This window comes from Nocardiopsis sp. NPDC101807, assembly GCF_044766605.1.
GTDB lineage: Bacteria > Actinomycetota > Actinomycetes > Streptosporangiales > Streptosporangiaceae > Nocardiopsis > Nocardiopsis tropica.
Genome location: NZ_JBIWMK010000012.1, coordinates 115,412 through 141,996, shown reverse-complemented (window position 1 = coordinate 141,996; position 26,585 = coordinate 115,412). Strand labels below are relative to the sequence as shown.

The window sequence follows — 26,585 nt, the reverse complement described above, 5'->3', positions numbered from 1 at the left end:
TGCTTCGTTTGCTTTTGTCCGAATGGACTGGGCTTTTGAAGCGACTCCCTGAGTTTACATGGCCGGAGCAGTGCTCGAACCGCGTGTTCCAGAGAGGAGGTTGTGCCGCCGAACCCGGTCCGGTTCCGAGCCGGCCCTGAGGCCCGCTCGCCGTCCCGTGGCGACTCGGAGAACACTACCCCCCGCCACAGCACGCGGCAAACCGAACGTCCTGTGTCGCCACTCACAGCCCGGCCGCGGGATCCGTTCCGTGCCCGGGGGCCGGGGACACGCTCTTCCCGCGCGCGCGTGCGCGCGAGAGCGCGCGGCGGTCGGGGCACGGCGCACGGGGGATCCCGTACGCGCGCATGCTCGGGCGGGGGCGCCGGATCCGCTCTCCTCCGCGGGCCGGCGATCCATGAACCGTCGGCCCGCGCCGCCCTCCGGGCCCGTGCCTGATCCGTCCACTCACCCGGCTGACGAACCGCACCCCCGAACGCACTCACCGGAATGACAAGAAACGATCCCACCCGCTCCCGGACGGCGATTCACACCCCAGTGGTCCACACGAATTAACCCTGCTTCCAACCTCGGCAATTCCCACGTTCTCGCACGTCCAGACCGTGGAGGGACACGCCAAGATCATTCCGGTAAATCGTGAGAAACGGCGGACGATTTTCCCCTGGACCCTTGAAATCCCTTCGACGCCGATACATGATGTGCAGCGTCAGGGAAACTGGTCCGGAGCCGCCCCGCCCGGGGGCGCACGGCCAGGCCGCGTGCCGGATGTTCGGGGGGACGGCAGGCGCAACGCGGCCGTGTACCCGGAAGGACACGCATGGACACCGCATCCCCCGACGTGGCCGACGAGTCCGCGAGGACCCCCGAGAGCCACACCAGCTGGAAGCGCTTCGCCCTCTTCTCCGTCCCGGCCGGCGTCGCCGTGGGCGCGATCCTCGTCGCCATGGCCCAGGGCGCGCTCGCGGCCTCGTTCACGGTCTCGGGCCAGGACTTCAAGATCTCGGCCGACGAACTGCGCGGTGAGGGCTTCGTCCAGTACGGCTGGCTGGACCAGACCGTGCGTGAGGAGGCCGTCCCCGTCGCGGTCGCCGGTATCGAGAGCGCCGAGATCGACGGACTGTGCCAGTCGGTCCTCACCGAGTTCCCCCTCATCGGGACGATCTCCCTCGAACTCACCGCCGGGGACCAGGGCACGCCCGTCCAGGCGGAGAACCTGGTCATCGACATGTCCCAGATGGACGGCAACGCCGAGTTCGAGAACATCGAGATCGGGCGCGACGCGGGCACCCTCGAAAAGGGGCCGTCCGGTGCTCAGGGCTTCAACGACCTGTTCGGCATGCAGTCCGACGTGATCGTCGTGCAGGACCTGGAGCAGACGGCGAGGGCCGCCAGCGCCGGGACCTTCCGCCTCTCCGGCCTGAGCCTCGGCCTCAGCCTCGGGGAGAGCGAGTGCTTCTGAGGTCGTTGCGCGGGCTGGGGGCCTCCTGGCGCGGCTGGCGCAAGCGGCGCCCCTTCGCCGGCGGGCTCCTCATGATCCTCTCCGGCGCCGTCATGGCGTCGCTCGTCGCGATGCCGGTGGAGCTGATGATCCAGACCGGTGTCGGCGGGGTCTCCTCGCTGATGTTCGGAGGGATGCTCGCCGTCCTCGGCCTGGTCACCTGGTTCACCCCCAACCAGCACGTCGTCACCGGCGCGCTGGCCGGTTTCCTCGGGTTGGGCGCCCTGGTCCTGTCCAACCTGGGGGGCCTGGTGGTCGGCACACTGCTCGCGCTGGCCGGCGGCGGGTTGGCGTTCGCCTGGCGGCCCGTGGCGCGGCCTCCCCGCAGAAGGCGCCGCCGCGGGCGGCACTCGCCGACCGCGGCGACCGTTCCGGCGGAAGAGCTTCCCGCGCAGGGGCCCGCCCCCGGCGTCGCCCCGGCGCCTCCGCTCCCCGACCCGTGACCGCCACGGCGGTCTGAGCGGGCTCCCTACCCCCGGGGGCCCGCGCGGGCTCCCCGGTCCACCAGGAAAGCCATGTCTACCGAGTCGGCGCGTACCCCCAGATCCCGCCGGTCGGAGCCCCCTCGCGCCCGCCGGCCGTCACACACGAGGAGTACCCATGTCGGTTCCGCGACCGAGATCCCGCCCCCTCTCCTTCCCCGCCCGCTCCCGCACGGCCGTCGCCGTCGCGGCGGCGGGGGTCCTGGCCCTGTCCTGGAGCGGCGGCGCCCTCGCCGCCCAGCAGGCCTCCACCACCGTCGACCCCGCGGGGGCCGCCTTCGAGGCGGTCCTGGACGGCACCGCGACCTTCACGGCGGGCACCGTCGTGGTGACCTGCCAGGTGTCGTCCACCTCTCCCGGCGGTGGCAACAACCTGGTCCCGGCCGCCCCGGGCAACCACAACCCGAACGGGGCCGTCTCCGGCCCCATCAACTCCCCGGACTTCGGCAACTGCTCCACCAACGTGCCCCTGGTGAGCGCCACCGTGGCCGTCGCCGATCCCGTCTGGGAGATGACCATGCAGTTCGGGGCGCCCTCGGTCGGCACGATGGTGGTGCCCGCGGGCGGCATCGTCGTGACCACCAGGGGCCTCGCCTCGTGCACCGCCACCGTCAGCCCGGACGCCCCGGTCCCGGTGGGCGGCACGTGGACGAACGGGAGCCCGGCGTCGACGCTGGCGTTCGACACGACGGCCCCGGTCGAGGTGGAGGGCGGCTTCGGCTGCCCGACCAGCGCGACGACGTCCGATTTCACCGCCACCTACCTGGTGACGAACGCCGACGACCCCGCCTCACCGATCACCGTGTCCGGCTGAGCCGGGCGGCCGCCCGGCCGGGTGCCGGGACGGCGGGCCGACACGTCGGCCGGGGGCCGTCGCGCCGTGCGCGGCGGCCCCTCCGCCTGCGCTCCCGGCGCCCGCGTCGGCGGGCCCGGGAGGGCGGGGCCGCCCCGGCGGACGGGCGGCACGGTTCGCACACCGGTGACAAGGAACCAGGGGCGGGGACTCACCCGGGTGCGCAGAAACGCGGGGGGTTCGTCGCCTACGGTCGCAGTACTTCCGGGGAGTCACGCGGCGAAGGCTCCCCGGTGAGGCGCGGAACGCTTCGCCCGTCCCCGTAGCCCTCCCGGAGACACCATGGCGCCCAACGCCGTACCGCCCGCCCCTTCACGACTGCGTCGAACCCTCAGGACGGCGCGTGTCCTGGTCCGCGCCGGTGTGCTCAGTGCCGGCCGCCCCGATCGGATCGTCCGCCAGCTCCGGGCCCTGCGCACGTGGGGCGCCACGATCGCCGGCGGGTACGCGGCGGCGAACGAGCGCGCCCCGGGCGCCGTGGCCGTCATCGACGAGCGGGGGCCGACGACCTTCGGTGAGATGGATCTGCGCGCCCGGCAGCTGGCCCGGGAGCTGCACGGGGCGGGTGTGGTCCAGGGGACGCGCGTGGGTCTGCTGTGCCGCAACCACAGTGCCTTCGTGCAGACGATGGCGGCCTGCGGCCGTCTCGGCGCGGACACCGTGCTGCTGAACACGGGGCTGTCCGCCGGCCAGCTGTCGGCGGCCGTGGCGGACAACGGGGTCGCGGTGCTCGTCGCGGACACCGAGTTCGCGCCCCTGTACGCGGGGCTCCCTCCCGAGGTGGCGCGGGTGACGGCGTGGGGCGAGCCGTCGGGACCGGGTCCGGCGGTGCCGTGGGAGGCGCGGGAGGGCACGGGCACGGAGCCGGGGCCGCCGGAGCGGCCGGGCAGGCTGATCGTGCTGACCTCGGGGACGACGGGCGCCCCCAAGGGGGCGCGGCGGCCCACGCCGAAGGGCCCGCAGGACGCGGCGTCGGTGCTGTCCCGCATCCCGCTGCGCTCGTCGGACCGCATCCTGGTCTCGGCGCCGGTCTTCCACACGTGGGGCCTGGCCGGTGTGCAGCTGGGCATGTCGATGCGGGCCACGCTGGTGATGCGGCGGCTGTTCGAGCCCGAGGACGTGCTGCGGACGGTCCAGGAGCAGCGGTGCACGGTGCTGTTCGCGGTGCCGGTGATGCTGCGGCGGATCATGGACCTGCCGCGGGAGACGCGTGCCCGGTACGACACCTCCTCGCTGCGGATCGTGGCGTGCAGCGGTTCCGCGATGAGCCCGAAGCTGATCACGGGCTTCATGGACGAGTTCGGGGACGTGCTCTACAACCTGTACGGGTCGACGGAGGTGTCCTGGGCGACGATCGCGACGCCGGAGGACATGCGGCTCTCCCCGACGACGGCGGGGCGGCCTCCCCTGGGGACGCGGATCGCGGTCCTGGACGCGCAGGGCTCCGAGGTCCCCGACGGGACGGAGGGGTCGATCCACGTCGGCAACGACATGCTGTTCGACGGGTACACGAACGGGCGGAGCAAGAAGCTCGCGAACGGCCTGATGGAGACCGGCGACCGGGGGCACGTGGACGCGAACGGGCTGCTGCACGTGGCGGGACGGGACGACGACATGATCGTCTCCGGCGGGGAGAACGTGTTCCCTCGGCCGGTGGAGGAGGCGATCGTGGCGCTCCCCGGGGTGCGCGAGGTCGTGGTGACGGGTGTGCCGGACGAGGAGTTCGGGCAGAGGTTCGCGGCGTTCGTGGTCCCGTACGACGGCGTCGAGGTGGACCCGAACAAGGTGCGGATGCACGTGCGGTCCGTGTTGGGCCGGTTCTCGGTGCCCCGTGACGTGGTGGTGCTGGACGAGCTGCCGCGCAACGCCACCGGCAAGGTGGTCAAGCGCAGGCTGCCCTACCGGGCGCCGCGCCGGTAGGGGGCCGGCGTGCGGGAGGGGTGTCCGTGCGGCGGCCCCGCGTGCCGAGGGGCGGCCCCCGACGGGTCGGGGTACCCCGTCCCGAACTTCCTCGCGTGCAAGGCAATCGCGGGCTTTGACATCGGGTAGGAGGTAACTACGATGTTGCCGATGCCTGACCGTTCCCCCGCCCCCGCGGGCGACTTCCCTCTTCCTCCCGTCGACGAGCAGATGTGCTTCGCGCTGTACGCGGCTTCCCGCGCGGTCACCAACCTCTACCGGCCCCTGCTGGAGCCGCTGGGGCTGACCTACCCCCAGTACCTCGTCATGATGCTGCTGTGGGAGCGCGGGGAGTGCTCCGTCAAGGAGATCGGCGCCGTGCTCCAGCTGGACTACGGCACGCTCACCCCGCTGCTCAAGCGGCTGGAGGCCAGGGGGCTGCTCGACCGCGTGCGGGACCCGCGCGACGAGCGCTCGGTCCGCGTCACCCTCACCGCGGAGGGCGCGGAGCTGCGGGCCGGGGCCGAAGGGGTCCCGGAGGCGATCGGCGCCGTCATCGACCTCCCCGAGGAGGAGTTCGAGGCGACGAGGCTCGCGCTGCGGCGGCTGACCGCGAACGTGCTCGCGGGCGAGGCCCGGGTGTCCGCGCGGGACTGACCGGGCCAAGGCCCGGGTTCCGGGGCGATGAGCTCCGGCCTCCGCATCCGCCGTCGGGGGACGACAGGCGGCGGCGGTGGCCGGCGAGCACGGGCACCACGGGGGTCGTGCCCGTGCTCCGGATGTGGGCGGACCGTTCCGCGGTCCGCCCACACCTGTGTCCGGACCCTGCCGGAGCGGTGCGCCCGTCCCCCGGGCGGACGTCCCGCGGATCCGGGGAGGCCCGGTCCGCGTGCCGCCCTGCGCCCGGCTTCCGGCTGGGCTCGCTGAACGGGAAGCCCGACGGGATAGGGGATCCGGGGGTCCTCGCAGGGTTCTGCGGGCTACTGTGGGGGTCATGTCGATCTGGGCGTCGGACAACCGCAGCGGGCAGATACGCGAGGCGCTGACCATGCTTCTGTCCCAGGGGGTCATCGACGACTTCCGCATCAGGCCGGAGGACGAGTTCCCGTTCCGGGTGACCGTCCCCGCCGGCGTGGTGCCGATGACCGAGCACCAGGCGGCGCACTTCGCCCTGGGGGCGGCGGTGGGGCACTTCGGCCGGCTCGCCCGGGGCGAGGACGCCCGGGAGTAGCGGACGGCCCGGGACGCGGGGGCCCGGGGTCCGGGGCCCGGGGCCGGCGCGGGCTTGACCTCAACATTAGTTGAGGCATGAGTGTGGGACGCGGGCGGCCGACCGGCGCCCGACCGCACCGCGCAGGGGGAGACATCATGAACCAGCCGATCCTGGTCACCGGGGCCACAGGGTCCACCGGACGCCACGTCGTGGCGGGGCTGATCGCGGAGGGCGTCCCGGTCCGGGCACTGGTGCGCAACCCCGGGGCGGCCCGCCTCCCGGAGGAGGTCGAGGTCGTCCGCGGCGACATCACCGACCCGGCGGCCGTCGCCTCGGCCGCCGAGGGGACGGCCGCCGCCTACCTGCTCTGGCCCGGGTTCGACGGGGACGGCGTGGAGGAGACCGTGGCCGCCCTCGCCCGACACGCGCGACGGATCGTCCACCTCTCCGCCTCGAACGTCCGCGACGACCGCCCGGCGGAGGAGAACGGCGTCTGGGGGCGGGTCGAGGCCGCGGTCCGGGCGGCCGCCGGCGAGTGGACCTTCCTGCGCGTGACCGGCCTCGCCACCAACACCCTGATGTGGGCCGACCAGGTGTCCGGCGGCGTCGTCCGCGCGCCCTACGGCGGCGCCTCCCGCTCCCTCGTCCACGAGAAGGACGTGGCGGCCGCCGCCGTGCGCGCCCTGCTCGACGACGGGCACACGGGCAGGAGCTACGACATCACCGGACCCGAGTCCCTCACCCAGTCCGACCAGGTCAGGATCATCGGCGAGGAGACGGGCGTCCCCGTGCGCTGGGAGGAGCAGCCCCCGGAGGAGGCCCGGGAGGAAGTGGCGCGGGCCATGGGCGACCCGGACTACGCGGACGCGGCCCTCGCCCACTGGGCCGGGCTGGCCGCCGTCCCCGAGCCGGTCGGCGACGGGGTGCGGGAGGCGACCGGCCTCCCGCCGCGGACCTACCGCGAGTGGGTGCGCGACCACCTCGCGGACTTCACCCCCGCCCCCTGACCGGCCGGAACGGCGCGGGGCCGGGTCGGGACGGTGCGCGGGACCGGTCAGCAGGAGCCCCGGTCCTCCCAGACCCCCCACTCCTCGCCCATGGTCGGCGGGACCCCCTGGATCCACCAGCGCGCCTCGTACACACGGCCCCGGTAGTTGACCTGGTCCCCGGTGTCGTAGACGGTGCCGCCGTCCCAGGCGCCGACCGCGCAGGAGGCGCCGCCGGAGTCGCCCCAGCCGTCGTCCCCCCGGTCCCCGCGGTCACCGTCGCCCCGGCCGCCGTCCTCCCGGCCGCCCTCACCGCGACCGCCGTCGTCGGCGGGGGCGCTTTCGCCGGGTTCCCCGGCCTCGTCCTCCTCCGTCTCCTCGTCCTCGGGCTCCGGCCCGAGGGAGACCGTGAGGGTGACGACGCCCTCCTCGGGGAGGATGGTGCCGGGTTCGGGCGTCTGGCCCGCGACCTCGCCCTCCGGCGCCGTGGCGTGGTGCGCCTCGGCGACCTCGAACGCCAGCCCCAGCCCGGTGAGGGCCTCGCCCGCCTCCGCCTGCCCCATGCCGAGCAGCGTCGGGACGATGACCCCCTCGCTGACGTGGACGGTCACCGCCTCGGCCCGGTCGCCCTCCTCGCCCGTCGCCGGGACCGTCGACAGGACCGTCCCGGGCGCCTCCTCGGAGGAGTGCTCCTGGACCACCTCGATGTGGGTGAACCCGGCCGTGCGCAGGGTGTCCCGCGCCTCGTTCTCGGTGCCGCCGACCACGTCGGGGACCTCGGCGAACTGCGGCCCCGCGGAGAGCCAGAGCATGACCTCGTCGCCCCGTTCCAGCTCGGCGCCCGCCTCCGGGGTGGTGTCGGCGACGGACCCGACCGCCTCGGTGTCGCTGTAGGTCTCGTCGAACGCGACGACCAGCTCCAGGTCGAGCGCCGCCAACCGCGCCTCGGCCGCCTCCGGGTCGCTGCCCAGGACGTCGGGGAGGGCGGCGCCGCCCACGGGGGCGAGGGCCCAGCCGGCCGCGAACAGCGCGAGGACCAGCACCCCCGCGGCGACGAGCGCCGGTGGGCGGCGCCACCGCGGAACGGCGCCGCCCCGGTCGTCCCCGGCCGCGCCCGCCGCGCTCTCGGCCGGGAGGTCCGCGACCGGGAGGTCCGTGACGACCGGGATCGGGCGGGTGTCGCCCTCGCGGTCGCGGTCGGTGCGGGGGAGCGACCGCATCACCTGCTCGACCAGGGTCAGGTACTGGCCCGCGTCGCGCGGTCGGTAGCGCGGGTTCGGGTCGGTCGCGTTGGCGACCAGCATGTCCAGGTCGGGCGGGAGGTCGGGGAGCACGGCCGAGGGCCGGAGGGGCCGTCCCTCGTCCTCGACGGCGGAGTCTCCGGTCATCAGCCTGTGGAGCAGCGCGCCGACGTCGCGCACGTCGGTGCGGCTGTCGGGCCCGGCGTCCTCGGCCGCGTCGAACAGCAGCGGGAAACCGGTGACCCTCGCCCGTCCGCCGTCGTCCATCACGACCTTGTCGGGGGTGATCTCACCGTGCACGACGCCCGTCCGGTGGGCGGCGTCGAGTGCCGCCAGCACGTCGGCGACGATCGACAGGGCCATGTGCGGCGAGTACCGCAGCGCCTCGCCGTCCCCCAGTACCTCGGCGAGGGTCTCCCCCCGCAGGTACTCGGCGACCGCGTACACGTACGCCTCGTCGCGCCCGTGGGCCAGCACCCTCGCCAGGCGGGGGTGGGCGACCGCTTCCAGGGTCTGTGCCCGCCCCAGGAAGGCGTGCACCGCCCCGTGGTTCCCCATCAGCCACGGGTGGAGGACGGTGACCGCGACGGTCCGCTCCTCACGGAGGTCCTGCGCTGCGTAGACGGTCCCCGAGGCGCCGCTGCGGACACGTTCGCCCAGGACGTAGCGCCCGTGCAGTGTGCGGCCGGAGAGGGGGTCGGGAGTGGGGGTCTCCATGGGACGGATTCTACGGCTACGCACCATCACGTTTCGTCCCCGTCCGGGCCGGATGCGGACAGTTCCTGCGGATAGGGTCGACTCGCAGTCCCCCCGGTACCGAAACGTTGCGAGGCCCCCGTGAACCTGCCCCCTCCCGGAAGCGCGGACGACCGCGCCGCCGGCGTCCTCCTCGGCGCGGCCTGCGGCGACGCCCTGGGGGTGCCCTACGAGTTCGGCCCGGCCCTGGCGGCGGATGACGTCCCCCGGATGGTGGGCGGCGGGCTCGGGCCGTACGCGCCGGGGGAGTACTCCGACGACACCCAGATGGCGGTGTGCATCGCCCTCACCCTGCGCGACCACGCGGACCCCCTGTCGGACGAGGCGCTGTGCCGTACCGCCGACGCCTTCCTGGACTGGGCGCGCGAGGGCGCCTCCGACATCGGGAACCAGACCAGCGCGGTGATGCGGGGGGCGGGCCACGCCTTCGGGACGCCCCGGGTCGCCGAGGTGATGGAGCGGTTCTCGGCCCAGCGCTTCGAGGAGGGGGTCCGCAGCGCCGGGAACGGCTCCCTGATGCGCACGGGCCCGCTCGCCCTGGCCTACCTGGACGACCCGGACGGCCTGGCGGTCGCCGCCGACAGGTACAGCAGGCTCACCCACGGGGACCCGCTGGCCTCCGAGGCGTGTGTGCTGTGGTGCGAGGGGGTGCGGCACGCGGTCGTCCACGGCGACACGGCCGGGGTCCGCGGCGGGCTGGAGCTGCTGCCGCGGGACCGGCGCGGCCCGTGGACCGCCTGGCTGGACGAGGCCGAGGAGCACCCGCCGCACTTCTTCGGGAACAACGGTTTCGTGGTGAGCGCGCTCCAGGCGGCCTGGTCGGCTGTGGTGGGCGAGCCCGACGGGTTCGTGCCCGCGGTGCGGGCCGCGGTCCGGGCGGGCAACGACACCGACACCGTGGCGGCGATCGCCGGGGCCCTGCTCGGCGCCCGCTGGGGCGCCTCGGCGATTCCGGCGGAGTACCTGGAGGCGGTCCACGGCTGGCCCGGGTACCGGGCCGAGGGGCTCGCGGAACTGGCGCTGGGCGCCGTCTCCGGACCGGACGGTTCCCGGGGTCGCCGTCGCGGCGGCCCTCCGGCCTGATCCCCGCCCGCGCCGGTCCGGGCGGGGGGCGGCGGCTCGCTAACCTGGCCCTGTCCGCCGTCCGACGACCTGAGGTGTGCCATGTCCGCCGAACTGCACTGGGTGCCCGCCGACGAGCGCCCCGACCTGCTGGCCGCTCCCGTACTCGACGCCGTCCGGGGGGCCGGCGGGGTCCGCGTGGCGGAGATCGATCCGGGTCTCGCCGACACCGCGGAGTTCTGCGAGGCGTACGGGATGCCCCTGGGGACCAGTGCGAACTGCGTGGTCGTCGCCGCCAAGCGCGGGGGAGAGCTGTCCTACGCGGCGTGCATGGTGCCCGCCGACCGGCGCGCCGACGTCAACGGGGTCGTGCGCCGCCACCTGGGCGCCCGCAAGACGTCGTTCGCCCCCATGGACGAGGCGACCGGGCTGACCGGCATGGAGTACGGCGGCATCACCCCGCTCGGCCTGCCCGAGGGGTGGCCGGTCCTGGTGGACGAGGCCGTCGCGGCGGCGGCCGAGGTGGTCGTCGGCAGCGGCCTGCGCCGCTCCAAGCTCCTGGTGCCGGGCGAGGTGCTCGCCGGGCTCCGGGGCGCCGAGGTGCTCGCCCTCACCAGGTAGCCGCCGACGCCGTGTGTCGACACGGAGACACGGCGACCTGTCGGCTCGCGGGCGGGTCGGCCCGGCCCCGCTCCGACCAGGCGTGCCGCTCGAAAAGTCGACATGGCGACGAATCGTTTCGGCGTCCGGAGCCCGGGTTCCGTACCGGGCCGCGGCCGGTTCGGGACCGTCCCCCGCCGGATTCGGGACCGTCCGGAGCGGAGCGGGGGCGCGGCCGTGCGCGCGGCCCGCGCCCCCGCCGGGGGTCACGGCGTGTCGCCGACCTCCGGGACCCACGCGGACTCCACGAGGACCGTGTAGTTGTTCACCCGGGGCAGCTCCGCGTCCGGCTCGGACGGCGACTCCACGGTGAGGGTCTCGTGGTAGAGCGGCTGCCCCGTCCCCTCGTCGAACATGATCCGCCGCTCCAGGAGGGTCCCGTCCTCCGCGCTCTCCTCGACGACGAACAGCAGCCCCTCCCGGCCCTCGCGGTCACGCGCGGTCCCGGCGAACATCACGTCGTCCTCCGCGGCGAGGACGCGGAGCACCGCGGCCTGCACCCCGGGCTCCACGGGCGCCTCCCCGTACAGCTGCTGGAGGGCGTGGAAGAGCCTCGCCCCGGGCTCGGCGCCGGCGAGGTCCGAGCCCACACCGTGCAGCTGGCCGGCCAGCGCCTCGGGGTCGGGGGAGAGGGAGCCGGGCTCCAGGGAGAAGAACATGCCGTCGCCCCCCTCGCCGTTGCCCCACTCCCACTCGGTGGGCCCGTCCTCGAACAGGCGCCGGACCGGGTTCGGGTCGCCGCCCAGGTGGTCGGGGACGCTCGGGGTCTCGACCTGCAGGCCGGACTCGTGGGGGGTCCGCCACACCTCGTCCCGCACGGGGAGGACGCCCCACCCCGCCTCGTCCGTGTCCAGGTCCTGCGAGTAGGTGAGGGTCCACTGGGAGGTACGCACGTAGGCGACGTCCCCGGGCCTCGGGGGGGCGGGCTGCCCCTCGGCGGCCCCGGCCAGGGCGAGCAGTCGTTCGCTCCCGGGCTCCAGGTCGGTCAGGGGGACCTCCAGCGGTGCGGGCGGCGGCCCGGCGTAGGCGGGCTGCGCGGAGCCGAACGCGAACGGCACGACCACGGCCGCCGCCGCGAGGGCGGCGACGGCGCCCAGGGCGATCCGGAACACGGGGCGCCGGGGGACGAGGCGGAACACGGGCCGGCGGCGCCGGCCTGCGGCGATCACCTCGATCCGGGAGAGTTCACGGAGCGCGGGGTCGGAGCGGACGGATGCGGCGGGGTCGTGCGCGGCGAGGAGCGCGCGGACGGCTTCGGTGTCGGTGCGGCTCATGATTTCTCCACGGGGACTCTGGGGGCGGCCGGGCTGTGCGCGGGGGCGGGTGGCGGCGGATCGAGGAGCCCCTCGATCCGGCGGCGGGCGCGGAAGAGGCGCACCCGCGCGGTGGCCGTGGTGCAGCCCAGGACCCTGGCGGCCTCCGCCAGCTCCAGGCCCTCCCAGGCGAGGAGCATCACGAGTTCGCGGTCCTTGTCGCTCAGCCGGCCGAGGGCGCGGAGCGCCTCGTCGCGTTCCTCGACCCGGCTGGCGGTGTCCGGCTCGGCAGACGCCGCCGCGGACGCCTCCCCGAAGGGGGTGGGCACCTCGGCGCGCCGGCCCCCGCTGCGCGACCGGGCACGGACCACGTTGCGCGCCACCCCGTACAGCCAGGGGAGCGGCTGGTCCTTGGGCAGGTGGTCGAACCTGCGCCAGGCGACGCCGAAGGTCTCGGCGGCGACGTCGTCGGCGTGGTCGGGGCCGAGACGGCGGAGGGCGTAGCGGCGGACGTCGTCGTAGTGCCGCTCGAAGAACCGGGTGAACTGCCTCTCGGCGGACTCCCCGTCGTCCCTGTCTCTGGTCATCGGCTTCCTTCCGTGCGGTGTCACCCTCTTCTGTCCGGCGGGGGCCGGATGTTACAAGGCGGGCCGGGACCCTCTCGCGCTCCCGTGGGAAATGTCGACAAATCGACGTGTCGTTTCGGCGTGCGGCGGCCGGGTTCGGGCCCGGACCGGAGCCGTTCCGGGCCTGGACAGGCGCGGGGTTCGTGCCGGTCCGCGACCGGGGCGGACGGGACGCCCGGGGCCGGGGGAGCGGATGGGCTTCCACTCCGCCCGACAGTGGGGCCCGACCTGCGGTGGAGATACGTGAAACCCCTGGTGGAGGACGGACGCCCCCTCCCGGTTCCTATTTACTGAACGATCGGTCTGTAATACTGTTCCGGAAGACCCACAGCCCGAGGAGAGGACCGTCACGTGTCCGAAGTACTGGAGAGCTACGCGCAGGGGTCGTGGTTCGCCCCCGCGGACGAGGGCGTGCCCCTGGCCGACGCGAACACGGGGGAGACCGTCGCCCGTATCTCGGCCGCCGGCCTCGACGTCGCCGGGATGGTCGACCACGCCCGCCGCGTCGGCGGCCCCGCCCTGCGGCGGCTGACCTTCCACCAGCGCGCGATCATCCTCAAGGAGCTCGCCAAGCACCTCACCGAGCACAAGGACGAGTTCTACGCGCTCTCGTACCGGACCGGCGCCAACAAGCGCGACACCATGGTCGACGTCGACGGCGGCTTCGGCACCCTCTTCAGCTACTCCGGCAAGGGCCGGCGCGAGCTTCCCGACTCGACCGTCGTCCTGGACGGGCCCCTGGAACAGCTCGGACGGCAGGGCACCTTCGTCGGCCAGCACGTCTACACCTCGCGGCCGGGCGTGGCCGTGCAGATCAACGCCTTCAACTTCCCCGTGTGGGGCATGCTGGAGAAGTTCGCCCCCGCGTTCCTCGCGGGCATGCCGAGCATCGTCAAGCCCGCCAGCCAGACCGCCTACCTCACGGCCGCGGTCGTGCGCCGCATGGTCGGGTCCGGGCTCCTCCCCGAGGGCTCGCTCCAGTTCCTCGCGGGCAGCGCGCGCGGCGTGCTCGACCACCTGGGCGCGCAGGACATCGTCGGCTTCACCGGCTCCGCGGCGACCGGCGCGACCCTGCGCAGCCACCCGAACGTCGTCGGCGGCGGCGTGCAGCTCAACGTCGAGGCCGACTCGCTCAACTGCTCGATCCTCGGGCCGGACGTGACACCGGAGGACCCCGAGTTCGACCTGTACGTCAAGCAGGTCGTCACCGAGATGACCGTCAAGGCCGGCCAGAAGTGCACGGCCATCCGCCGGGTGATCGTGCCCGAGACGATGGCGGACGCCGTCACCGGGGCCCTGGTCGACCGCCTGTCCAAGGTGGTCGTGGGCGCGGCCGACGACCCCGACGCCCGCATGGGGCCGCTGGCCTCGCTCGACCAGCGCGAGGAGGTCCGCAAGGCGGTCAAGGCACTGCGCTCCTCCAGCACGGTCGTCTTCGGCGACCCCGACGCCGTCGAGGTCGCCGGGGCCGACGCCGAAGCGGGGGCGTTCATGTCACCGGTCCTGCTGCGCGCCGAGCCGGGGGCCGCGGAACCGCACGACGTGGAGGCGTTCGGCCCGGTCAGCACCGTGATCACCTACTCCGGCGTGGCCGACGCGGTGGAGCTGGCCGCGCGCGGCCGGGGCAGCCTGGTGGGCTCCCTCGTCACCAACGACCCGGACGTCACGCGCGAGGTCGTCCTCGGCCTGGCCCCGTGGCACGGCCGGATCCTGGTCCTCAACCGGGACGACGCCAAGGAGTCCACGGGCCACGGCTCGCCGCTGCCCGTCCTGGTGCACGGCGGCCCCGGCCGCGCGGGCGGCGGCGAGGAGCTGGGCGGCGTGCGCGGCGTCAAGCACCACATGCAGCGCACCGCGATCCAGGCCCCGCCGGACATGGTCACCGCGATCACCGGCCACTGGACCACCGGTTCACGGCGGACGGTGGACGACGTGCACCCGTTCCGCAAGGACCTGACGCAGCTGCGGATCGGCGACACGATCGCCTCGGCGGAGCGCACCGTCACCCGCTCCGACATCGACCACTTCGCCGAGTTCACCGGTGACACGTTCTACGCGCACACCGACGAGGAGGCCGCGGCGGCCAACCCGCTGTTCGGCGGGATCGTGGCGCACGGCTACCTGGTGGTCTCGCTCGCGGCGGGCCTGTTCGTCGACCCGGCGCCGGGCCCCGTTCTGGCCAACTTCGGGGTGGACAACCTGCGCTTCCTCACCCCGGTGAAGGAGGACGCCACCATCCGGGTGACGCTGACCGCCAAGCAGATCACCCCGCGCTCGAACGCCGACTACGGCGAGGTGCGCTGGGACGCCGTGGTCACGAACCAGGACGACGAGCCCGTCGCCACGTACGACGTGCTCACCCTGGTCGCCAAGGGCGAGGGGGAGTAGGGCCCGGTCGGACCGGTCGGCACGTCGCCCCGGAGGGCGGCGTGCCGACAGGGCGGGATGACGGTATGTCGACATGTGGGCGTCCCCGGCGGAGCCGCCGCTGGGGGCGCCGTCTCCTGCGCCGGGCCACGCACAGCACGGCAACCCTGCGGAACCGGTTCCGTGGGACAGCCGGATCGGCCGGCCCTAGAGTTGGCGCCATGCCTCTCTCGCGCTTCACGGTGCAGAACTACCGGTGCTTCCCCGACGAGCAGGAGGTCGAGCTGGGGAAGATCACCGTCGTCCTGGGACGGAACAACTCGGGGAAGAGCGCCCTGGTCAGGGCCCCCCTGGTGATGTCGACGGGTCTCTTCACGGGGACCCGGCTTTTGGACCACTCGATCCAGCCCCTCGACCTGGAACGGCTGGGGGACGACGCGCCCAGTTTCCAGGACCTGGTGCACGGTCAACGGCCGCACCAGCGCGTCACCTTCACGATGGACCTGGTGGACCGTGAGGGTGGGGAGAACCATTTCGAGGTCTCGCTCCAGGACGTGGACGAATGGCACGCGCAGGTCGTGGAGAGGTTCTCCTGGAGCGGGCAGGACGGGAGCGTCGACCTGCGCTGGAGACCGGACGAGTCCTCGCCCTGGGGAGCTCCTCAGCAGTACGAGGTACGACAAGGGGACGAGGTCTCCGTCGAACGACTCAGGTTCCGTGGGATCGCCCCGGGGTCACACTACGTTCCGGATTCATCGAGCCTGTACTCACAGGCGCGGAGATCGCTGATCCAGGGGTTCGACGAGATCAGGTACATCGGCCCCTTCAGAAAACGCCCCGAGAAGCTTCGCCGGTTGCCTGCTGGCGCCCCGCGAACCGTGGGAGCCACGGGCGAGGACGCCCTGGACATCCTCGCGAACGACGCCGTGCGCGGCCAGGGGAAGATCCTCCGCGCTCTCAACCGCGTCCTCGCCGAGAACATCCCCGGGTGGGAGGCGGGCATCACCGACCACGGGATCGGCATGTACTCCGTCCACCTCTCCTCCGTCCACGACCCCTCTGTACAGGTCAGCCTGGGAGACGCCGGAACCGGCGTCGTCCAGATGCTGCCGATCCTCGTCCAGCGCGCCTTGGACGAGGTCGGTCCCCGACCTCCTTTCCGCGAGGTCCTGGAGATCGTCGAGGAGCCCGAACTCCACCTGCACCCGTCCGCGCACGCCGATGTCGCCGACCTCTTCCTCTCCGCCATCCGAAGGAGAAGGACACGCTTCCTCATCGAGACGCACAGCGAGACCTTCCTCCTGCGCATCCGCAGGCGTATCGCCGAGGGTTCCGTGGACCCGGACGACATCTCCCTGTACTTCGTGGAGCACGCCAACGGGTCGGCCTCGGCCCGCCGCATCGGCATCGACCGTCTCGGCAACCTGGACTACTGGCCCTCGGGAGTCTTCACCGAGGATTTCGAGGAGACGCGCGCACTCGCCAGGGCGCAGTCCGGGAGATTGGCCTCCGATGATCGTTGAGGTCGACTCCGGTGTCTTCGCGGAGCACGCGAACGCGGCCGACGTGATCAGGCTCTTCGACCTCTTCATCCGGGAGGTGCACGCCTGGGCACCGGACATCTCCCAGATCGAGGACGTGGACTCCTTCTTCGGCACCCATGTGCCGATGATGCGGCAGACCTACCGCAGCCTCGCGGAGAAGACCGTCTCCGCCTCCCCCTGGCAGCCCGTGAACACCGCACCAACGGTGCAGGTCACCGTGGAGTCGCTCACCGACCATGTCCACGACCTCAGCGTGCCGGCGGTGCTGCTGGTCGAGAACAACGCCTCGGACAAGTCCTTCCTCCGGGCCGTCGCGATGGTCCTCGACGGGGACGACGTCCTCACCGCCATCAGGGAGCGGACGCTGGACATCCGCCACGGGGGAGGCAAGCACGACGCGGGACGGCAGGCGCGCGAGGCCGTGGACGACTTCCGCCGCCTCCCGAGAGTCGCGCTCCTCCTCGACAGCGACCGGATGCGCCCGGGGGAGGCGACCAAGTGCCACCAGATCGCCGAGCGCGCACGCGAGCAGGGGGTGGCGGTGCATGTCCTGGAGTTCCGCGAGACGGAGAACTACGTCCCCAACCGGGTGCTGGCGCTGGACGTACGCAGGGGCGGGGCGACCACGGTCAGCAGAAAACTGACCGCGCTCAAGGAGCTGTCTCCTGACCAGCGTGCGCACTTCGACATGAAGCACGGGTTCAGAGCACAGCGGGGGGCGCCCGTCGTACCGCACCGCGCCCACGGGGGCCTCTACGACGGGGTGCCGGCCAAGACCCTGGTTAAGCTCTCCGAGGGCTTCGGTTCGGATCTGACCGAGCGCATGGAGACAGCCGCCGCTCAGGGGCATGTTCGCCGGTCGGACCTGTCGTCCCTGGGAGAGGGCGTGGTGGAGGAACTGCGCGGCGTCCTCCACATGCTTCGCACGATCGTCTGAGGGTGGCTGTGGTGAAGGTCGGAAACGTGGTCGGCACGACCGTGGAGGGGCGTTCCCTGGAGGAGGTCCTGGGATGGATCGACAGGGGTGAACTACGGGTCCCCGCGTTCGGGCGGGGTTTCGTGTGGGGGACCGAAGAGCGGTTGGCCCTCTTCGAGAGCGTCGAACGCAACCACCCCATCGGGAGCATCATCGTCCTGGACGCGGCGGAGGAGATCCCCAGTGTCGGGGAGTTCGCCGGTCGCCCCCTCCCCGACGTTTCCGAGGAGGGGGCCGTCTCGTACCTGTTGGACGGGCACCAAAGGCTGGCCACCCTGTACGGGGGCCTCCAGCCGCAGGCGAGGGGCCGGACCGGGAACGACGAGGATCCGCGGTGGCGCGTCCATCGCAGACTCGGGGAGCCTGAGGACGGCGGTAACCCCTACCTGCAGTGGGAGGACGGGGACGTCGCCCCTCCCCATCTCCTGCCCATGAGGTCGGTGCTCCGGACGATGGACTTCCTGGCCTTCGTCCGCGGGCTCGAAGACCAGGGGGAACTCCCAGTGCCGGAGTTCGTGGCGGAGGCCGAGGAGGTCGCCCGGCGCTTCAAGTCCTACCGGCTTCCCGTCGTGCGCATGCGCGGCGGGGGTGTCGATCAGGCCAGCCTGGTGTTCCAGCACATCAACCGTGGAGGACGGCACCTGTCCGCCGAGGAGATCCGGGTGGCGAGGGAGTCGAGGGGGTCGTAGACGCCCTCTCCTGCGGCGTGCCGACAGAGCGGGATGACGGCATGTCGACATGTCGGCAGGCGCGTGACGGCGTCAGCGCTTGATCTCGCGGAAGCCCGGGACGCCCGCGAGCAGGAGGGCGGCCCGCCACAGCCGGAGGGCGTCGGCCGGCTCCGGGAGCTCGGAGAGGACCGGTCCGAAGAAGGCGGGCAGCTCGCCGTCGGGCGCGGTGACGGCGAGGACCGGCGTGCCGATCTCGGCGTCGACGCGGCCGACCCCGTCCTCGTGGGACGCGCGCATCGCGGCGTCGTACCCGTCCTCCCACCCCGCGGAGGCGAGGCCGTCGGGGAGCCCGCAGCGGCGCAGGGCCTTGCCGAGGTCGCCCGCCCACGCCCGGTGCGTGCCGTCGGGCTCGGTCCAGAGCGCGTCGTGGAAGGCGCCGAGCGCGGCGCTCCCGTGCTCCGCCCGCACGGCGGTGGCGACGCGCGCGGGGATCCGGAGGTAGCCCTCCTCGTCGCCCTCGGGGTCCACCTCGCGGTGCTCGTTGAGCAGGAACAGGCTCATCACGTGCCAGCGGACGTCGAGGGGCACGTCCCCAGCGAGCGAGGTGATCCACCGGGCGGTGGTGCGGGTCAAGGGGCAGGAGGGGTCGAGCCAGAAGTCGACGGTCCACCGCTCGTCCGCCACGGCCGCCTCCGTCCCGGGCCGTGCGGCGCCGGCCGCCCCGGTCCCGTTCTCCGATCGCCTCGCGGCGCTCACGGCCCCGATCGTAACAAGGGCCGCAGGGGAGCTCCCGGATCCAGGCGGGTGGGCCGGGGACCGGCCGCCCGAAAGGCCCCGGGCCCGCCACCACCCCCTCCCCGTTGAACTCTTCGCGCACGACTGATCACCCTCAGTGGCTACGCTGTTCGTCGGCGCCGCGTTCCGCGCGCGGGGCTCCCGGGCCGGCGACGCCGCGTCCCGCACGGCAGGCGAGCCGGAGGAGCAGGGTGACCAGGACCGCTTCCACCAGCCCCCGGGCGCCCGTGCGCCTGCTCCTGGGCGTGCTGGGACTCGTGGAACGGGTGGGGAACAAGCTTCCCCATCCCTTCTGGCTGTTCACGGTCATGGCCGGGATCGTGGTCGTGCTCAGCGCGCTCCTGAGCGGCCTCGGCGTCTCGGCCGTCTCCCCGGTCGACGGGGAAACCGTCCGGGTCCGCAGCCTGCTCTCCGCCGAGGGCGCCCGCGTGGTGTTCAGGGACGCGGTGGCCAACTTCGCGGCCTTCCCGCCGCTGGCGGTCATCCTCGTCGTCATGCTCGGGGTGTCGGTCGCCGAGGCGGCCGGGCTGCTCGGCGCCCTGCTGCGCGGCAGCGTCACCCGGGTCCCGGCCCGGTGGCTGACCTTCGCCCTCGCCCTGACCGGCGTCACCGGGAGCGTCGCCTCCGACGCCGCCTTCGTGGTGCTCATCCCCCTCGGCGGGCTGGTCTTCGGCGCCGCGGGGCGCAGCCCCGTCCTCGGCATCGTCGTGGCCTACGGCGCCGTCGCCTCCGGGTACAACGCGTCCCTGCTGATCACGCCCACCGACGCGCTGCTGGCCGCCCTGACCACCGAGGCCGCCGGACTGGTGGACCCCGGCTACGTCGTGACCGCGCTGGACAACTACTACTTCTCCGCCGCCTCGGCGGTGGTGCTGGCGGGCCTGATCACCCTCGTGACCGAGTTCGTCCTGGTCAGGAGTGTCGGAGGGGCCGATGAGGGCTGCCCGGACGCGCGGGAGGAACTGGGCTCCACGGCCCTCACCGACACCGAGAGGCGCGGCCTGCGCAACACGGGCCTGGCCCTGGTCGCGGCCCTCGCCCTCCTCGCCGCCGCGCTCCTGCCCGCGGGTTCACCGTTCCGGGGCCCGAGCGGAGGGGTACTCGACTCGCCGCTCGTCACGGGGGTCGCCTACGTCCTCGGGATCCTCTTCCTGGTCCTGGGCGTGGTCTACGGCCGCACCGTGGGGACCCTGCCCCGCGCCAAGGACGTCCCCGACGCCATGGCGGCCGGTGTGCGCGACATGGCGCCCGTGATCGTCCTGTTCTTCGCGGCCTCGCAGTTCCTCGCCTACTTCGGCTGGACCGGCATCGGGGAGGTCGCCGCCGTCCGCGGCGCCGAGGTGCTGGACTCGGCGGGCGTCCACCCGATCCTGCTCTTCCTGGGCATGATCGCGTTCTCCACGGTGCTCAACCTGCTCATCACCAGCGGCTCGGCGCAGTGGACCCTCATCGCCCCGGTGTTCGTCCCCATGTTCATGCTCCTCGACGTGCCGCCGGAGACGACCCAGGCGGTCTACCGGATCTCCGACTCCGCCAGCAACGTCGTCAGCCCCATGAGCCCCTTCTTCGTCATGGTGCTGGGCCTCCTCCAGCGCTACCGGCGGGACGCCGGGATCGGCACGCTGATCTCGCTCACCCTGCCGCTCTGCCTCACGGTCCTGGCCGGGTGGACGCTGCTCTTCCTCGGATGGTGGGCGCTCGACCTCCCGCTCGGGCCGGGCACCCCGGTCCGCTGACGCCCGGCGCCCGGGGCGCAAGAGACCGCTCCGGGTCCCGGGGGCGTCGCAGCTCCCCTCAGCCGCCGGACGGCCCGAACCGACACCGCTCCCGCCCCGCGGACGGACCCGCCGCGCGACCGCCGGGGCGGAGGACGCGGCGGGCCCGTGCGGGCCCCGGCCTAGAGGCGGGCGATGGCCCCGGCCGGGTTCTCCATGGCGTCCGCGACCACGCGCATGAACCCCGCCGCGACACCGCCGTCGCAGACGCGGTGGTCGAAGGCGAACGACAGCTGCGTGACCTTGCGGACGGTCAGCTCCCCGTCCACCACCCACGGCCGGTCGATGATCCGGCCGAGGCCGAGGATCGCGACCTGCGGGTGGTTGATGATGGCGGCGCTGCCGTCCACCCGGAGGGAGCCGTAGTTGTTGAGCGTGAAGGTGCCTCCGGTCATCTCGGCGGGGGTCGCCCTCCCCTCGCGGGCGGCGGCGGTCAGGCGGCGGATCTCCCCGTCCAGCTCCAGCGTGGTGAACCGGTGCGCGCCGAGCACGGCCGGGGCGACCAGGCCCCGGTCGGTCTGCACGGCCAGGCCCAGGTTGACGCCGTCGTACTGGACCAGCTCGCCGCGTTCGGTGTCGACCAGGCCGTTGAGCTCCGGATGGGCGCGCAGGCCCGCGAGGACGAACCGCGCCACGTAGGACAGCAGCCCCGGCCCCGAGGGGTCGGACGCGCGGAGCTGAACCAGTTCGGTCGCGTCCACGTCCACCCACACCGTGGCCTCGGGGATCTCGCTGCGGCTGCGCGAGAGCGAGGCGGCGACGCTCTTGCGGAACCCGCTCATGGGCGTGCGCCGGGACTCGGCCAGCCCCGTGCGGGCGTCCACCTCCGCACGCGGGTTTCCCGCGTCGGCGGCGGACTCGGTGGCCACGGGGCGGCCGGGGGCGATCGGGGTCACCGTGGCGAGGTCCGGGGCACGGGATGCCTCGATCGCCGCGGCCACGTCGCGCCGGGTGATGAGCCCTCCGGGACCGCTGCCGGTGACCTCGGAGATCCGCAGCCCGGCCTCGCGGGCCATCTGTCGGACCAGCGGCGACGTCACCAGCGGGGGCCGGCCGGTCCCGCCGGTCGCCGGAGCCGGGGGAGCGGGCGGGCCGACCGGCCCGTCCGGCCGTGCGACAGGTTGTGCGACCGGGCGTTGGCGCGGTCGGCGGCGGCGTCCCGGGGTCTTCCCGTCGTCGGGTGTGCCGTAGCCGATGAGGACGTTGCCGGAACCGGCGCGCTCCTCCTCCCGGTACCGCTCGCCCTCCACCGACACCGGGGCGGCGGCCTCGCGCGCGACCGGGGCGCCCGGAGCGTCGGCGGCGATGCTGATCAGCGGCTTGCCGACCTCCATCACCTCGCCCTCCCCGCCGTGCAGCACGCTGACGGTGCCCGCGAACGGCGTGGGGACCTCCACGATCGACTTGGCGGTCTCCACCTCCGCGATCGGCTGGTCCACGGCCACGGTGTCGCCGACGGCGACGAGCCAGCGCACCACCTCGGCCTCGGTCAGTCCCTCTCCCAGGTCGGGGAGCTCGAAGGTCCGCGTCGTCACTGGTCCTCCCACTGGAGGTCGTCGACCGCGTCGAGGACGCGGTCCACACCGGGCAGCTGGAACCGCTCCAGCTTCGGCGGCGGGAAGGGGATGTCGAAGCCGGTCACCCGGCGGACGGGGGCGGCCAGGGAGTGGAAGCAGCGCTCGGTCACCCTGGCGACGATCTCCGAGGCGACGCTCGCGTACCCGCTGGCCTCGGCGACCACGACGGCGCGGCCCGTGGAGCGGACCGCCTCGCACACCGTCTCGTCGTCGAAGGGGACGAGGGACCGCACGTCCACGACCTGGAGGCTGCGCCCCTCCTGGGCGGCGGCGTCGGCGGCCTCCAGAGCGGTGGACACGGCGGGCCCGTAGGCGATGAGGGTGGCGTCGGTCCCGGGACGGCGCACGACCGCCCTGCCGATGCCGGGCGGGGGAGCGTCCGCGTCGACCTCGTCCTTGCCCCAGTAGAGCTTCTTCGGCTCCATGAAGACCACCGGGTCGTCGGAGGCGATCGACTCGCGCAGCAGGTGGTAGGCGTCGTGGGGGGTGGAGGGGGTGACCACGGTCAGGCCGGGCGTGTGCGCGTAGTAGGCCTCGGAGGAGTCGCAGTGGTGCTCGACGCCGCCGATCCCGCCGGCGTAGGGGACCCGGATGACGACGGGCAGGCCGACCCTGCCGCGTGTGCGGTTGCGGGTCTTGGCGACGTGGCTGACGATCTGCTCGAACGCCGGGTAGGCGAAGGCGTCGAACTGCATCTCGACGACGGGCCGCATGCCGTTCATCGCCATCCCCACGGCCATGCCGACGATGCCGGACTCGGCGAGCGGGGTGTCGAAGCAGCGGTTCTCGCCGAACTCGGCGGTGAGGCCGTCGGTGATGCGGAAGACGCCGCCGAGGGGGCCGACGTCCTCGCCGAAGACGTAGACGCTGCCGTCCTCGGCCATGGCGTCCCGCAGCGCCCGGTTGAGGGCCTGCGCCATGGAGAGCTTGGCGGGGTCGGTGGTGGGGTCGGTCGCCATGTCAGCTGCCCTCTCTGCTGAGTTCGTCGGCCAGGAAGGCGGCCTGTTCCCGCAGCTGTGGGGTGGGGGTGGAGTACACGTGGGCGAACAGCTCGGACGGGTCCGGCTCGGCGTCGCGGGAGACGCCCTCGCGCATGGCGGCGGCGACGGCCTCGGCGCGTTCGGCGAACTCCGTCCGGCGGGCCTTCGTGAGCAGGCGCTTGCGCTTCAGGTACGCCTCCATGCGCAGCAGCGGGTCCCTGGCGACCCACGGGTCGACCTCCTCGTCGCTGCGGTACCGGGTGGCGTCGTCGGCGTTGGTGTGCGCCTGCATGCGGTAGGTGTGCGCCTCGACGAGCTGGGGCCCCTCGCCCGCGCGGGCGGCGGCCACGGCGCGGTCCAGGACGGCGAGCACGGCGGGGGTGTCGTTGCCGTCGACGCGCTCGGCGTTCACCCCGTAGCCGACGCCCTTGTGGGCGAGGGAGGGCGCGGCGCTCTGTCGGGCCAGCGGGACGGAGATCGCGTACTCGTTGTTCTGCACGAAGAAGACGACGGGGGCCTTGAACACGGCGGCGAAGTTGAGCGCCTCGTGGAAGTCGCCCTCGCTGGTGGCGCCGTCGCCGCACAGGGCCATGGCGACGGTGTCCTCCCCGCGCAGGCGGGCCGCGTGGGCGAGGCCGACGGCGTGCAGGAGCTGGGTGGCGAGCGGGGTGGCCTGCGGGGCGACGCGGTGCTCGTAGGGGTCGTAGCCCGCGTGCCAGTCGCCCTTGAGGAGGGTGAGCACCTCGACCGGGTCGACGCCGCGCGCGACGACGGCGGCTGTGTCGCGGTAGGTCGGGAAGAGCCAGTCGCCCTCGGCGAGGGCCAGGGCGGCGCCGGTCTGGCAGGCCTCCTGCCCGTGCGAGGAGGGATAGACGGCCAGTCGTCCCTGGCGGACGAGCGCGCCGGCCTGGTCGTTGACGCGGCGGCCGACCACCAGGGAGGCGTAGGCGGCGAGGAGCCGGTCGGCAGTGGGGAAGGGCAGGGCGGCTCCGGCCACCGGACGCCCGGTCTCGTCGAGCAGCCGTACCGGTTGCTCGGAGGGGAGCAGGTCCTGGGCGTCGGCCATGGCCTCTACCTCCTGTGTCCGAGGGGTGTGTACAGACACATGGTGCAGTTTGTTGCCATCTGTTCGCCACAAAGGGGTGAGAATCAAGAAAACGTCGGTTTCTGACCCCTTTTTGGTGACCGTTCGTCCACCTATGTGACCCAGAACACCACTCCGCGTGGACAGGTGGCCGGAGCGCCGTCCCCGCGGACACCGCACCGTCCCGTCACCGGGTGGACGCGCCGCCCGGTCCGCACGCCGACGGGCCGGATCCTCCGGTCCCGTCGGCGCGTCCGGCGGAGGCGCGGCCCCGCCTGGGGCGGCGCCGCGTGCCCGGCCGCCCATGGTGGGAGCATGGGCCGCACACCACCGCACCGCGCAAGGAGGAGGCCCGCCCGTGAGCGACGAGCGCGAGAACCTGACCTATGAGCTCTTCGGCACCGCGATGCGCGACCTGGCCCACGCCATCGCCGACGACGGCTTCGAGCCCGACATGATCCTCTCGATCGCGCGCGGCGGCCTCTTCGTCGCCGGGGGCCTGGGGTACGCGCTCGACGTCAAAAATCTGCACGTGATGAACGTGGAGTTCTATACCGGGGTCGGCACGACCCTCGACATGCCCGTCATGCTGCCGCCGGTCCCGAACGTGGTGGACCTGAGCGACAAGAAGGTGCTCGTCGCCGACGACGTGGCCGACACCGGCAAGACGCTCAAGCTCGTGCACGACTTCTGCGCCTCGCACGTGGCCGAGGTGCGCAGCGCGGTCGTCTACGAGAAGCCGCAGTCACTGATCAAGTGCGAGTACGTGTGGAAGCACACCGACCGGTGGATCAACTTCCCGTGGTCGGTGGAGCCGCCCGTCGTCGTCCGCTCCGACCAGGTCCGGGACTCCTGACGGAAGGTTCCCGCCCCTGGGGTCCCGGGGTCCCGGAGGCCGGGGCGGCCGGGACGCTCTCCGTCGTTCACCGGCCCAGGAGTTCCCGCGCCCGCTGGTGCAGCAGGGGCGCGACCGCCGGGTCGTCCCCGCGTTCGATGCGCAGGAGTAGGCGGGCGATGACGAACAACTGTGCACGTACCCCGTCAGGGGTGGCCAGCTGGTCACCGAACACCCGGTACACCTGTTCGGCGACCTCGGGCCGCGGAACCCCGGTGAGGGCGGTGGCGTCGGTGTTGCCGGTCCAGACCCGCCCGTAGGCCCATGCGGGGAACTCGGTGGTGACCCGTACCCACAGGTCGCCGTGCGGGCTGTGTGCGGGCGCGCCGATGGTCCGGTCCCGCCATCCGAACACCGGTTCCCTGGCCAGGTCGAAGCCGAACTGCTCGGCCGCCTGGGCGAGCAGGGTCCGCATGTGGTCGCGGTGGCGCTGGTCGGCGAGTTCCTGGGCTGTGGTCATGGGTCGACGATATGACGCAGGTACCGCCCCGGGTCGGCCATGTAACGACGCCAGTGGTCGACCATCTCCAGATCGGCCCACGTGGTGCGGCGCGCCCCGTGGTCGCCCACTTCGATCACGTCCGCGCCGGGCAGAGCGGACAGGATCGGGCTGTGCGTGGCGCAGATGATCTGGGACCCCCCCTCGGCGAGATCGTGCATGAGGCCGACCAGGCGCAGGCACGACATGAAGGACAACGCCGCTTCGGGTTCGTCCATCAGGTACAGGCCCGGCTTGTCGAACATGTTCTGAAGGATGATCAGGAACCCTTCGCCGTGGGAGTGCTCGGCAAGGTTCTCGTCCCAGTACCCGGGCATCCCCGATACCGCCTCGGCGAACCCGAACGTCGTCTCGGCACGGAGGAAGTAGCCCGTGCGCGCGCGGCGCCCGGCGCTCATCTGCCGGGCACCGCGTTGGGTCAGATCCAGGCGCAACCGTTCGCCCAGCGGCGTCTTGGGCCGGTTGTTGGCGTACTTGCGCCCGGCGCGACCACCGCGTGCGTCCAGTCCGTAGGCTTCGGCGATCCCCTCCACGAGCGTGGACTTGCCGGAACCGTTCTCGCCGACCAGGAACGTGACCGGCGCTCGGAAATCCAGGGGGTCGGAGAGCAGTCGTCCTACGGCCGGAATCGAGTACGGCCAGACGCTCGGGTCGGGTGTGTCGAGCCCTTCAGGGATGTCGATGCCTTGGACGAACACGTATGTTCCTTATCCTTGGTAGTCGGGCGCGCGGGGGTCTACTTGCCGCCGCCCGAGAGAAGCGCACGGACCTCCGCCGCGCGGAACCGGCGGTGCCTGCCCGGGGTGCGCCGTACCGCCGCCTACGGCGACTTGTACGTCGTCGACATGTGAAGCGCCCCCGGACACCGCCGCGACGGGGGCCAGGGGGCGCTC

24 protein-coding genes are annotated in these 26,585 nt (G+C 73.2%); 15 read left to right on the top strand and 9 right to left on the bottom strand.

The genetic code is table 11. The features are described from left to right. The first annotated feature begins 817 nt into the window (after positions 1 to 817). The 7 genes from ACIRPH_RS29645 to ACIRPH_RS29615 all read left to right on the top strand — a co-directional run bounded on the left by ACIRPH_RS29645 (position 818) and on the right by ACIRPH_RS29615 (position 6,952). Positions 818 to 1,459, top strand: coding sequence for a DUF6230 family protein (locus ACIRPH_RS29645; RefSeq protein WP_402920221.1), 642 nt, complete (start codon positions 818 to 820; stop codon positions 1,457 to 1,459). Beyond that, positions 1,450 to 1,941, top strand: coding sequence for a DUF6114 domain-containing protein (locus ACIRPH_RS29640; protein ID WP_402920218.1), 492 nt, complete (start codon positions 1,450 to 1,452; stop codon positions 1,939 to 1,941). Before ACIRPH_RS29645 ends, ACIRPH_RS29640 begins: the two co-directional genes overlap by 10 nt. Positions 1,942 to 2,098: 157 nt before the next feature. After that, entirely contained in the window at positions 2,099 to 2,794 is a 696-nt protein-coding gene (locus tag ACIRPH_RS29635) for a hypothetical protein (RefSeq protein WP_402920215.1), read from the top strand. A gap of 321 nt (positions 2,795 to 3,115) precedes the next feature. Beyond that, a complete protein-coding gene (locus tag ACIRPH_RS29630) occupies positions 3,116 to 4,753 on the top strand; it encodes an AMP-binding protein (protein WP_402920212.1) in 1,638 nt (545 codons plus the stop codon). 150 nt (positions 4,754 to 4,903) lie between these two features. Further along, entirely contained in the window at positions 4,904 to 5,389 is a 486-nt protein-coding gene (locus tag ACIRPH_RS29625; protein ID WP_402920209.1) for a MarR family winged helix-turn-helix transcriptional regulator, read from the top strand. 337 nt (positions 5,390 to 5,726) lie between these two features. After that, a complete protein-coding gene (locus ACIRPH_RS29620) occupies positions 5,727 to 5,963 on the top strand; it encodes a hypothetical protein (RefSeq protein ID WP_402920206.1) in 237 nt (78 codons plus the stop codon). Between the two features lie 137 nt (positions 5,964 to 6,100). Continuing rightward, a complete protein-coding gene (locus tag ACIRPH_RS29615) occupies positions 6,101 to 6,952 on the top strand; it encodes an SDR family oxidoreductase (protein WP_402920203.1) in 852 nt (283 codons plus the stop codon). A gap of 47 nt (positions 6,953 to 6,999) precedes the next feature. On the opposite strand, the gene ACIRPH_RS29610 is transcribed toward ACIRPH_RS29615, so the two are convergent. Further along, on the bottom strand, positions 7,000 to 8,889 hold the full coding sequence (locus tag ACIRPH_RS29610; protein ID WP_402920200.1) for a PASTA domain-containing protein: 1,890 nt from the start codon (positions 8,887 to 8,889) through the stop codon (positions 7,000 to 7,002). A gap of 120 nt (positions 8,890 to 9,009) precedes the next feature. Between ACIRPH_RS29610 and ACIRPH_RS29605 the strand changes: the two genes are divergently transcribed. Further along, positions 9,010 to 10,011 carry an ADP-ribosylglycohydrolase family protein gene (locus ACIRPH_RS29605; protein WP_402920197.1) on the top strand — a complete coding sequence of 334 codons (1,002 nt, stop codon included), beginning with the start codon at positions 9,010 to 9,012 and terminating at the stop codon, positions 10,009 to 10,011. A gap of 81 nt (positions 10,012 to 10,092) precedes the next feature. Continuing rightward, positions 10,093 to 10,611: a YbaK/EbsC family protein gene (locus ACIRPH_RS29600; protein WP_402920194.1), complete on the top strand. Its 519-nt coding sequence runs from the start codon at positions 10,093 to 10,095 to the stop codon at positions 10,609 to 10,611. Between the two features lie 245 nt (positions 10,612 to 10,856). Here the strand turns inward: ACIRPH_RS29600 and ACIRPH_RS29595 are convergent, their stop codons facing one another. Together ACIRPH_RS29595 and ACIRPH_RS29590 are read right to left on the bottom strand one after the other, a co-directional pair. Continuing rightward, positions 10,857 to 11,924, bottom strand: coding sequence for a CU044_5270 family protein (locus ACIRPH_RS29595; RefSeq protein WP_402920191.1), 1,068 nt, complete (start codon positions 11,922 to 11,924; stop codon positions 10,857 to 10,859). Further along, complete coding sequence (locus ACIRPH_RS29590; protein WP_402920188.1) at positions 11,921 to 12,490, bottom strand: RNA polymerase sigma factor; 570 nt, start codon at positions 12,488 to 12,490, stop codon at positions 11,921 to 11,923. Before ACIRPH_RS29590 ends, ACIRPH_RS29595 begins: the two co-directional genes overlap by 4 nt. Before the next feature lie 390 nt (positions 12,491 to 12,880). Between ACIRPH_RS29590 and paaZ the strand changes: the two genes are divergently transcribed. From paaZ to ACIRPH_RS29570, 4 genes are all read left to right on the top strand, one after another. Continuing rightward, positions 12,881 to 14,917 carry a phenylacetic acid degradation bifunctional protein PaaZ gene (paaZ, locus tag ACIRPH_RS29585; protein WP_402920185.1) on the top strand — a complete coding sequence of 679 codons (2,037 nt, stop codon included), beginning with the start codon at positions 12,881 to 12,883 and terminating at the stop codon, positions 14,915 to 14,917. 200 nt (positions 14,918 to 15,117) lie between these two features. Then, positions 15,118 to 16,419, top strand: coding sequence for a DUF3696 domain-containing protein (locus ACIRPH_RS29580; RefSeq protein ID WP_402920182.1), 1,302 nt, complete (start codon positions 15,118 to 15,120; stop codon positions 16,417 to 16,419). Beyond that, the gene (locus ACIRPH_RS29575) at positions 16,409 to 17,377 is read left to right on the top strand and encodes a hypothetical protein (protein WP_402920179.1); all 969 of its coding nucleotides are present in this window, start codon (positions 16,409 to 16,411) and stop codon (positions 17,375 to 17,377) included. Before ACIRPH_RS29580 ends, ACIRPH_RS29575 begins: the two co-directional genes overlap by 11 nt. Before the next feature lie 2 nt (positions 17,378 to 17,379). Continuing rightward, on the top strand, positions 17,380 to 18,105 hold the full coding sequence (locus ACIRPH_RS29570; RefSeq protein ID WP_402920176.1) for a DUF262 domain-containing protein: 726 nt from the start codon (positions 17,380 to 17,382) through the stop codon (positions 18,103 to 18,105). A 72-nt stretch (positions 18,106 to 18,177) separates the two neighbouring features. Here the strand turns inward: ACIRPH_RS29570 and ACIRPH_RS29565 are convergent, their stop codons facing one another. After that, the gene (locus ACIRPH_RS29565) at positions 18,178 to 18,843 is read right to left on the bottom strand and encodes a disulfide bond formation protein DsbA (RefSeq protein WP_402920173.1); all 666 of its coding nucleotides are present in this window, start codon (positions 18,841 to 18,843) and stop codon (positions 18,178 to 18,180) included. Positions 18,844 to 19,109: 266 nt separating this feature from the next. Between ACIRPH_RS29565 and ACIRPH_RS29560 the strand changes: the two genes are divergently transcribed. Continuing rightward, positions 19,110 to 20,618: an AbgT family transporter gene (locus ACIRPH_RS29560; RefSeq protein WP_402920242.1), complete on the top strand. Its 1,509-nt coding sequence runs from the start codon at positions 19,110 to 19,112 to the stop codon at positions 20,616 to 20,618. A 161-nt stretch (positions 20,619 to 20,779) separates the two neighbouring features. Here the strand turns inward: ACIRPH_RS29560 and ACIRPH_RS29555 are convergent, their stop codons facing one another. The 3 genes from ACIRPH_RS29555 to pdhA are packed head-to-tail and all read right to left on the bottom strand — an operon-like array spanning position 20,780 to position 24,280. Then, positions 20,780 to 22,192: a dihydrolipoamide acetyltransferase family protein gene (locus tag ACIRPH_RS29555; RefSeq protein ID WP_402920170.1), complete on the bottom strand. Its 1,413-nt coding sequence runs from the start codon at positions 22,190 to 22,192 to the stop codon at positions 20,780 to 20,782. Beyond that, on the bottom strand, positions 22,189 to 23,193 hold the full coding sequence (locus ACIRPH_RS29550) for an alpha-ketoacid dehydrogenase subunit beta (RefSeq protein WP_402920167.1): 1,005 nt from the start codon (positions 23,191 to 23,193) through the stop codon (positions 22,189 to 22,191). Before ACIRPH_RS29550 ends, ACIRPH_RS29555 begins: the two co-directional genes overlap by 4 nt. A 1-nt stretch (position 23,194) precedes the next feature. Next, positions 23,195 to 24,280 (bottom strand): pyruvate dehydrogenase (acetyl-transferring) E1 component subunit alpha, encoded by a 1,086-nt coding sequence (gene pdhA / locus ACIRPH_RS29545; protein WP_402920164.1) that lies wholly within the window; start codon positions 24,278 to 24,280, stop codon positions 23,195 to 23,197. A 376-nt stretch (positions 24,281 to 24,656) separates the two neighbouring features. Here pdhA and ACIRPH_RS29540 point away from each other — a divergent pair, with 376 nt between their 5' ends. After that, positions 24,657 to 25,154 (top strand): phosphoribosyltransferase, encoded by a 498-nt coding sequence (locus ACIRPH_RS29540; protein WP_402920162.1) that lies wholly within the window; start codon positions 24,657 to 24,659, stop codon positions 25,152 to 25,154. Between the two features lie 67 nt (positions 25,155 to 25,221). On the opposite strand, the gene ACIRPH_RS29535 is transcribed toward ACIRPH_RS29540, so the two are convergent. Further along, positions 25,222 to 25,653, bottom strand: a complete 432-nt coding sequence (locus ACIRPH_RS29535; RefSeq protein WP_402920159.1) for a hypothetical protein — start codon at positions 25,651 to 25,653, stop codon at positions 25,222 to 25,224. Next, a complete protein-coding gene (locus ACIRPH_RS29530; protein ID WP_402920156.1) occupies positions 25,650 to 26,390 on the bottom strand; it encodes an AAA family ATPase in 741 nt (246 codons plus the stop codon). The genes ACIRPH_RS29535 and ACIRPH_RS29530 overlap by 4 nt, the downstream gene beginning before the upstream one ends. Between the last annotated feature and the right edge of the window lie 195 nt (positions 26,391 to 26,585).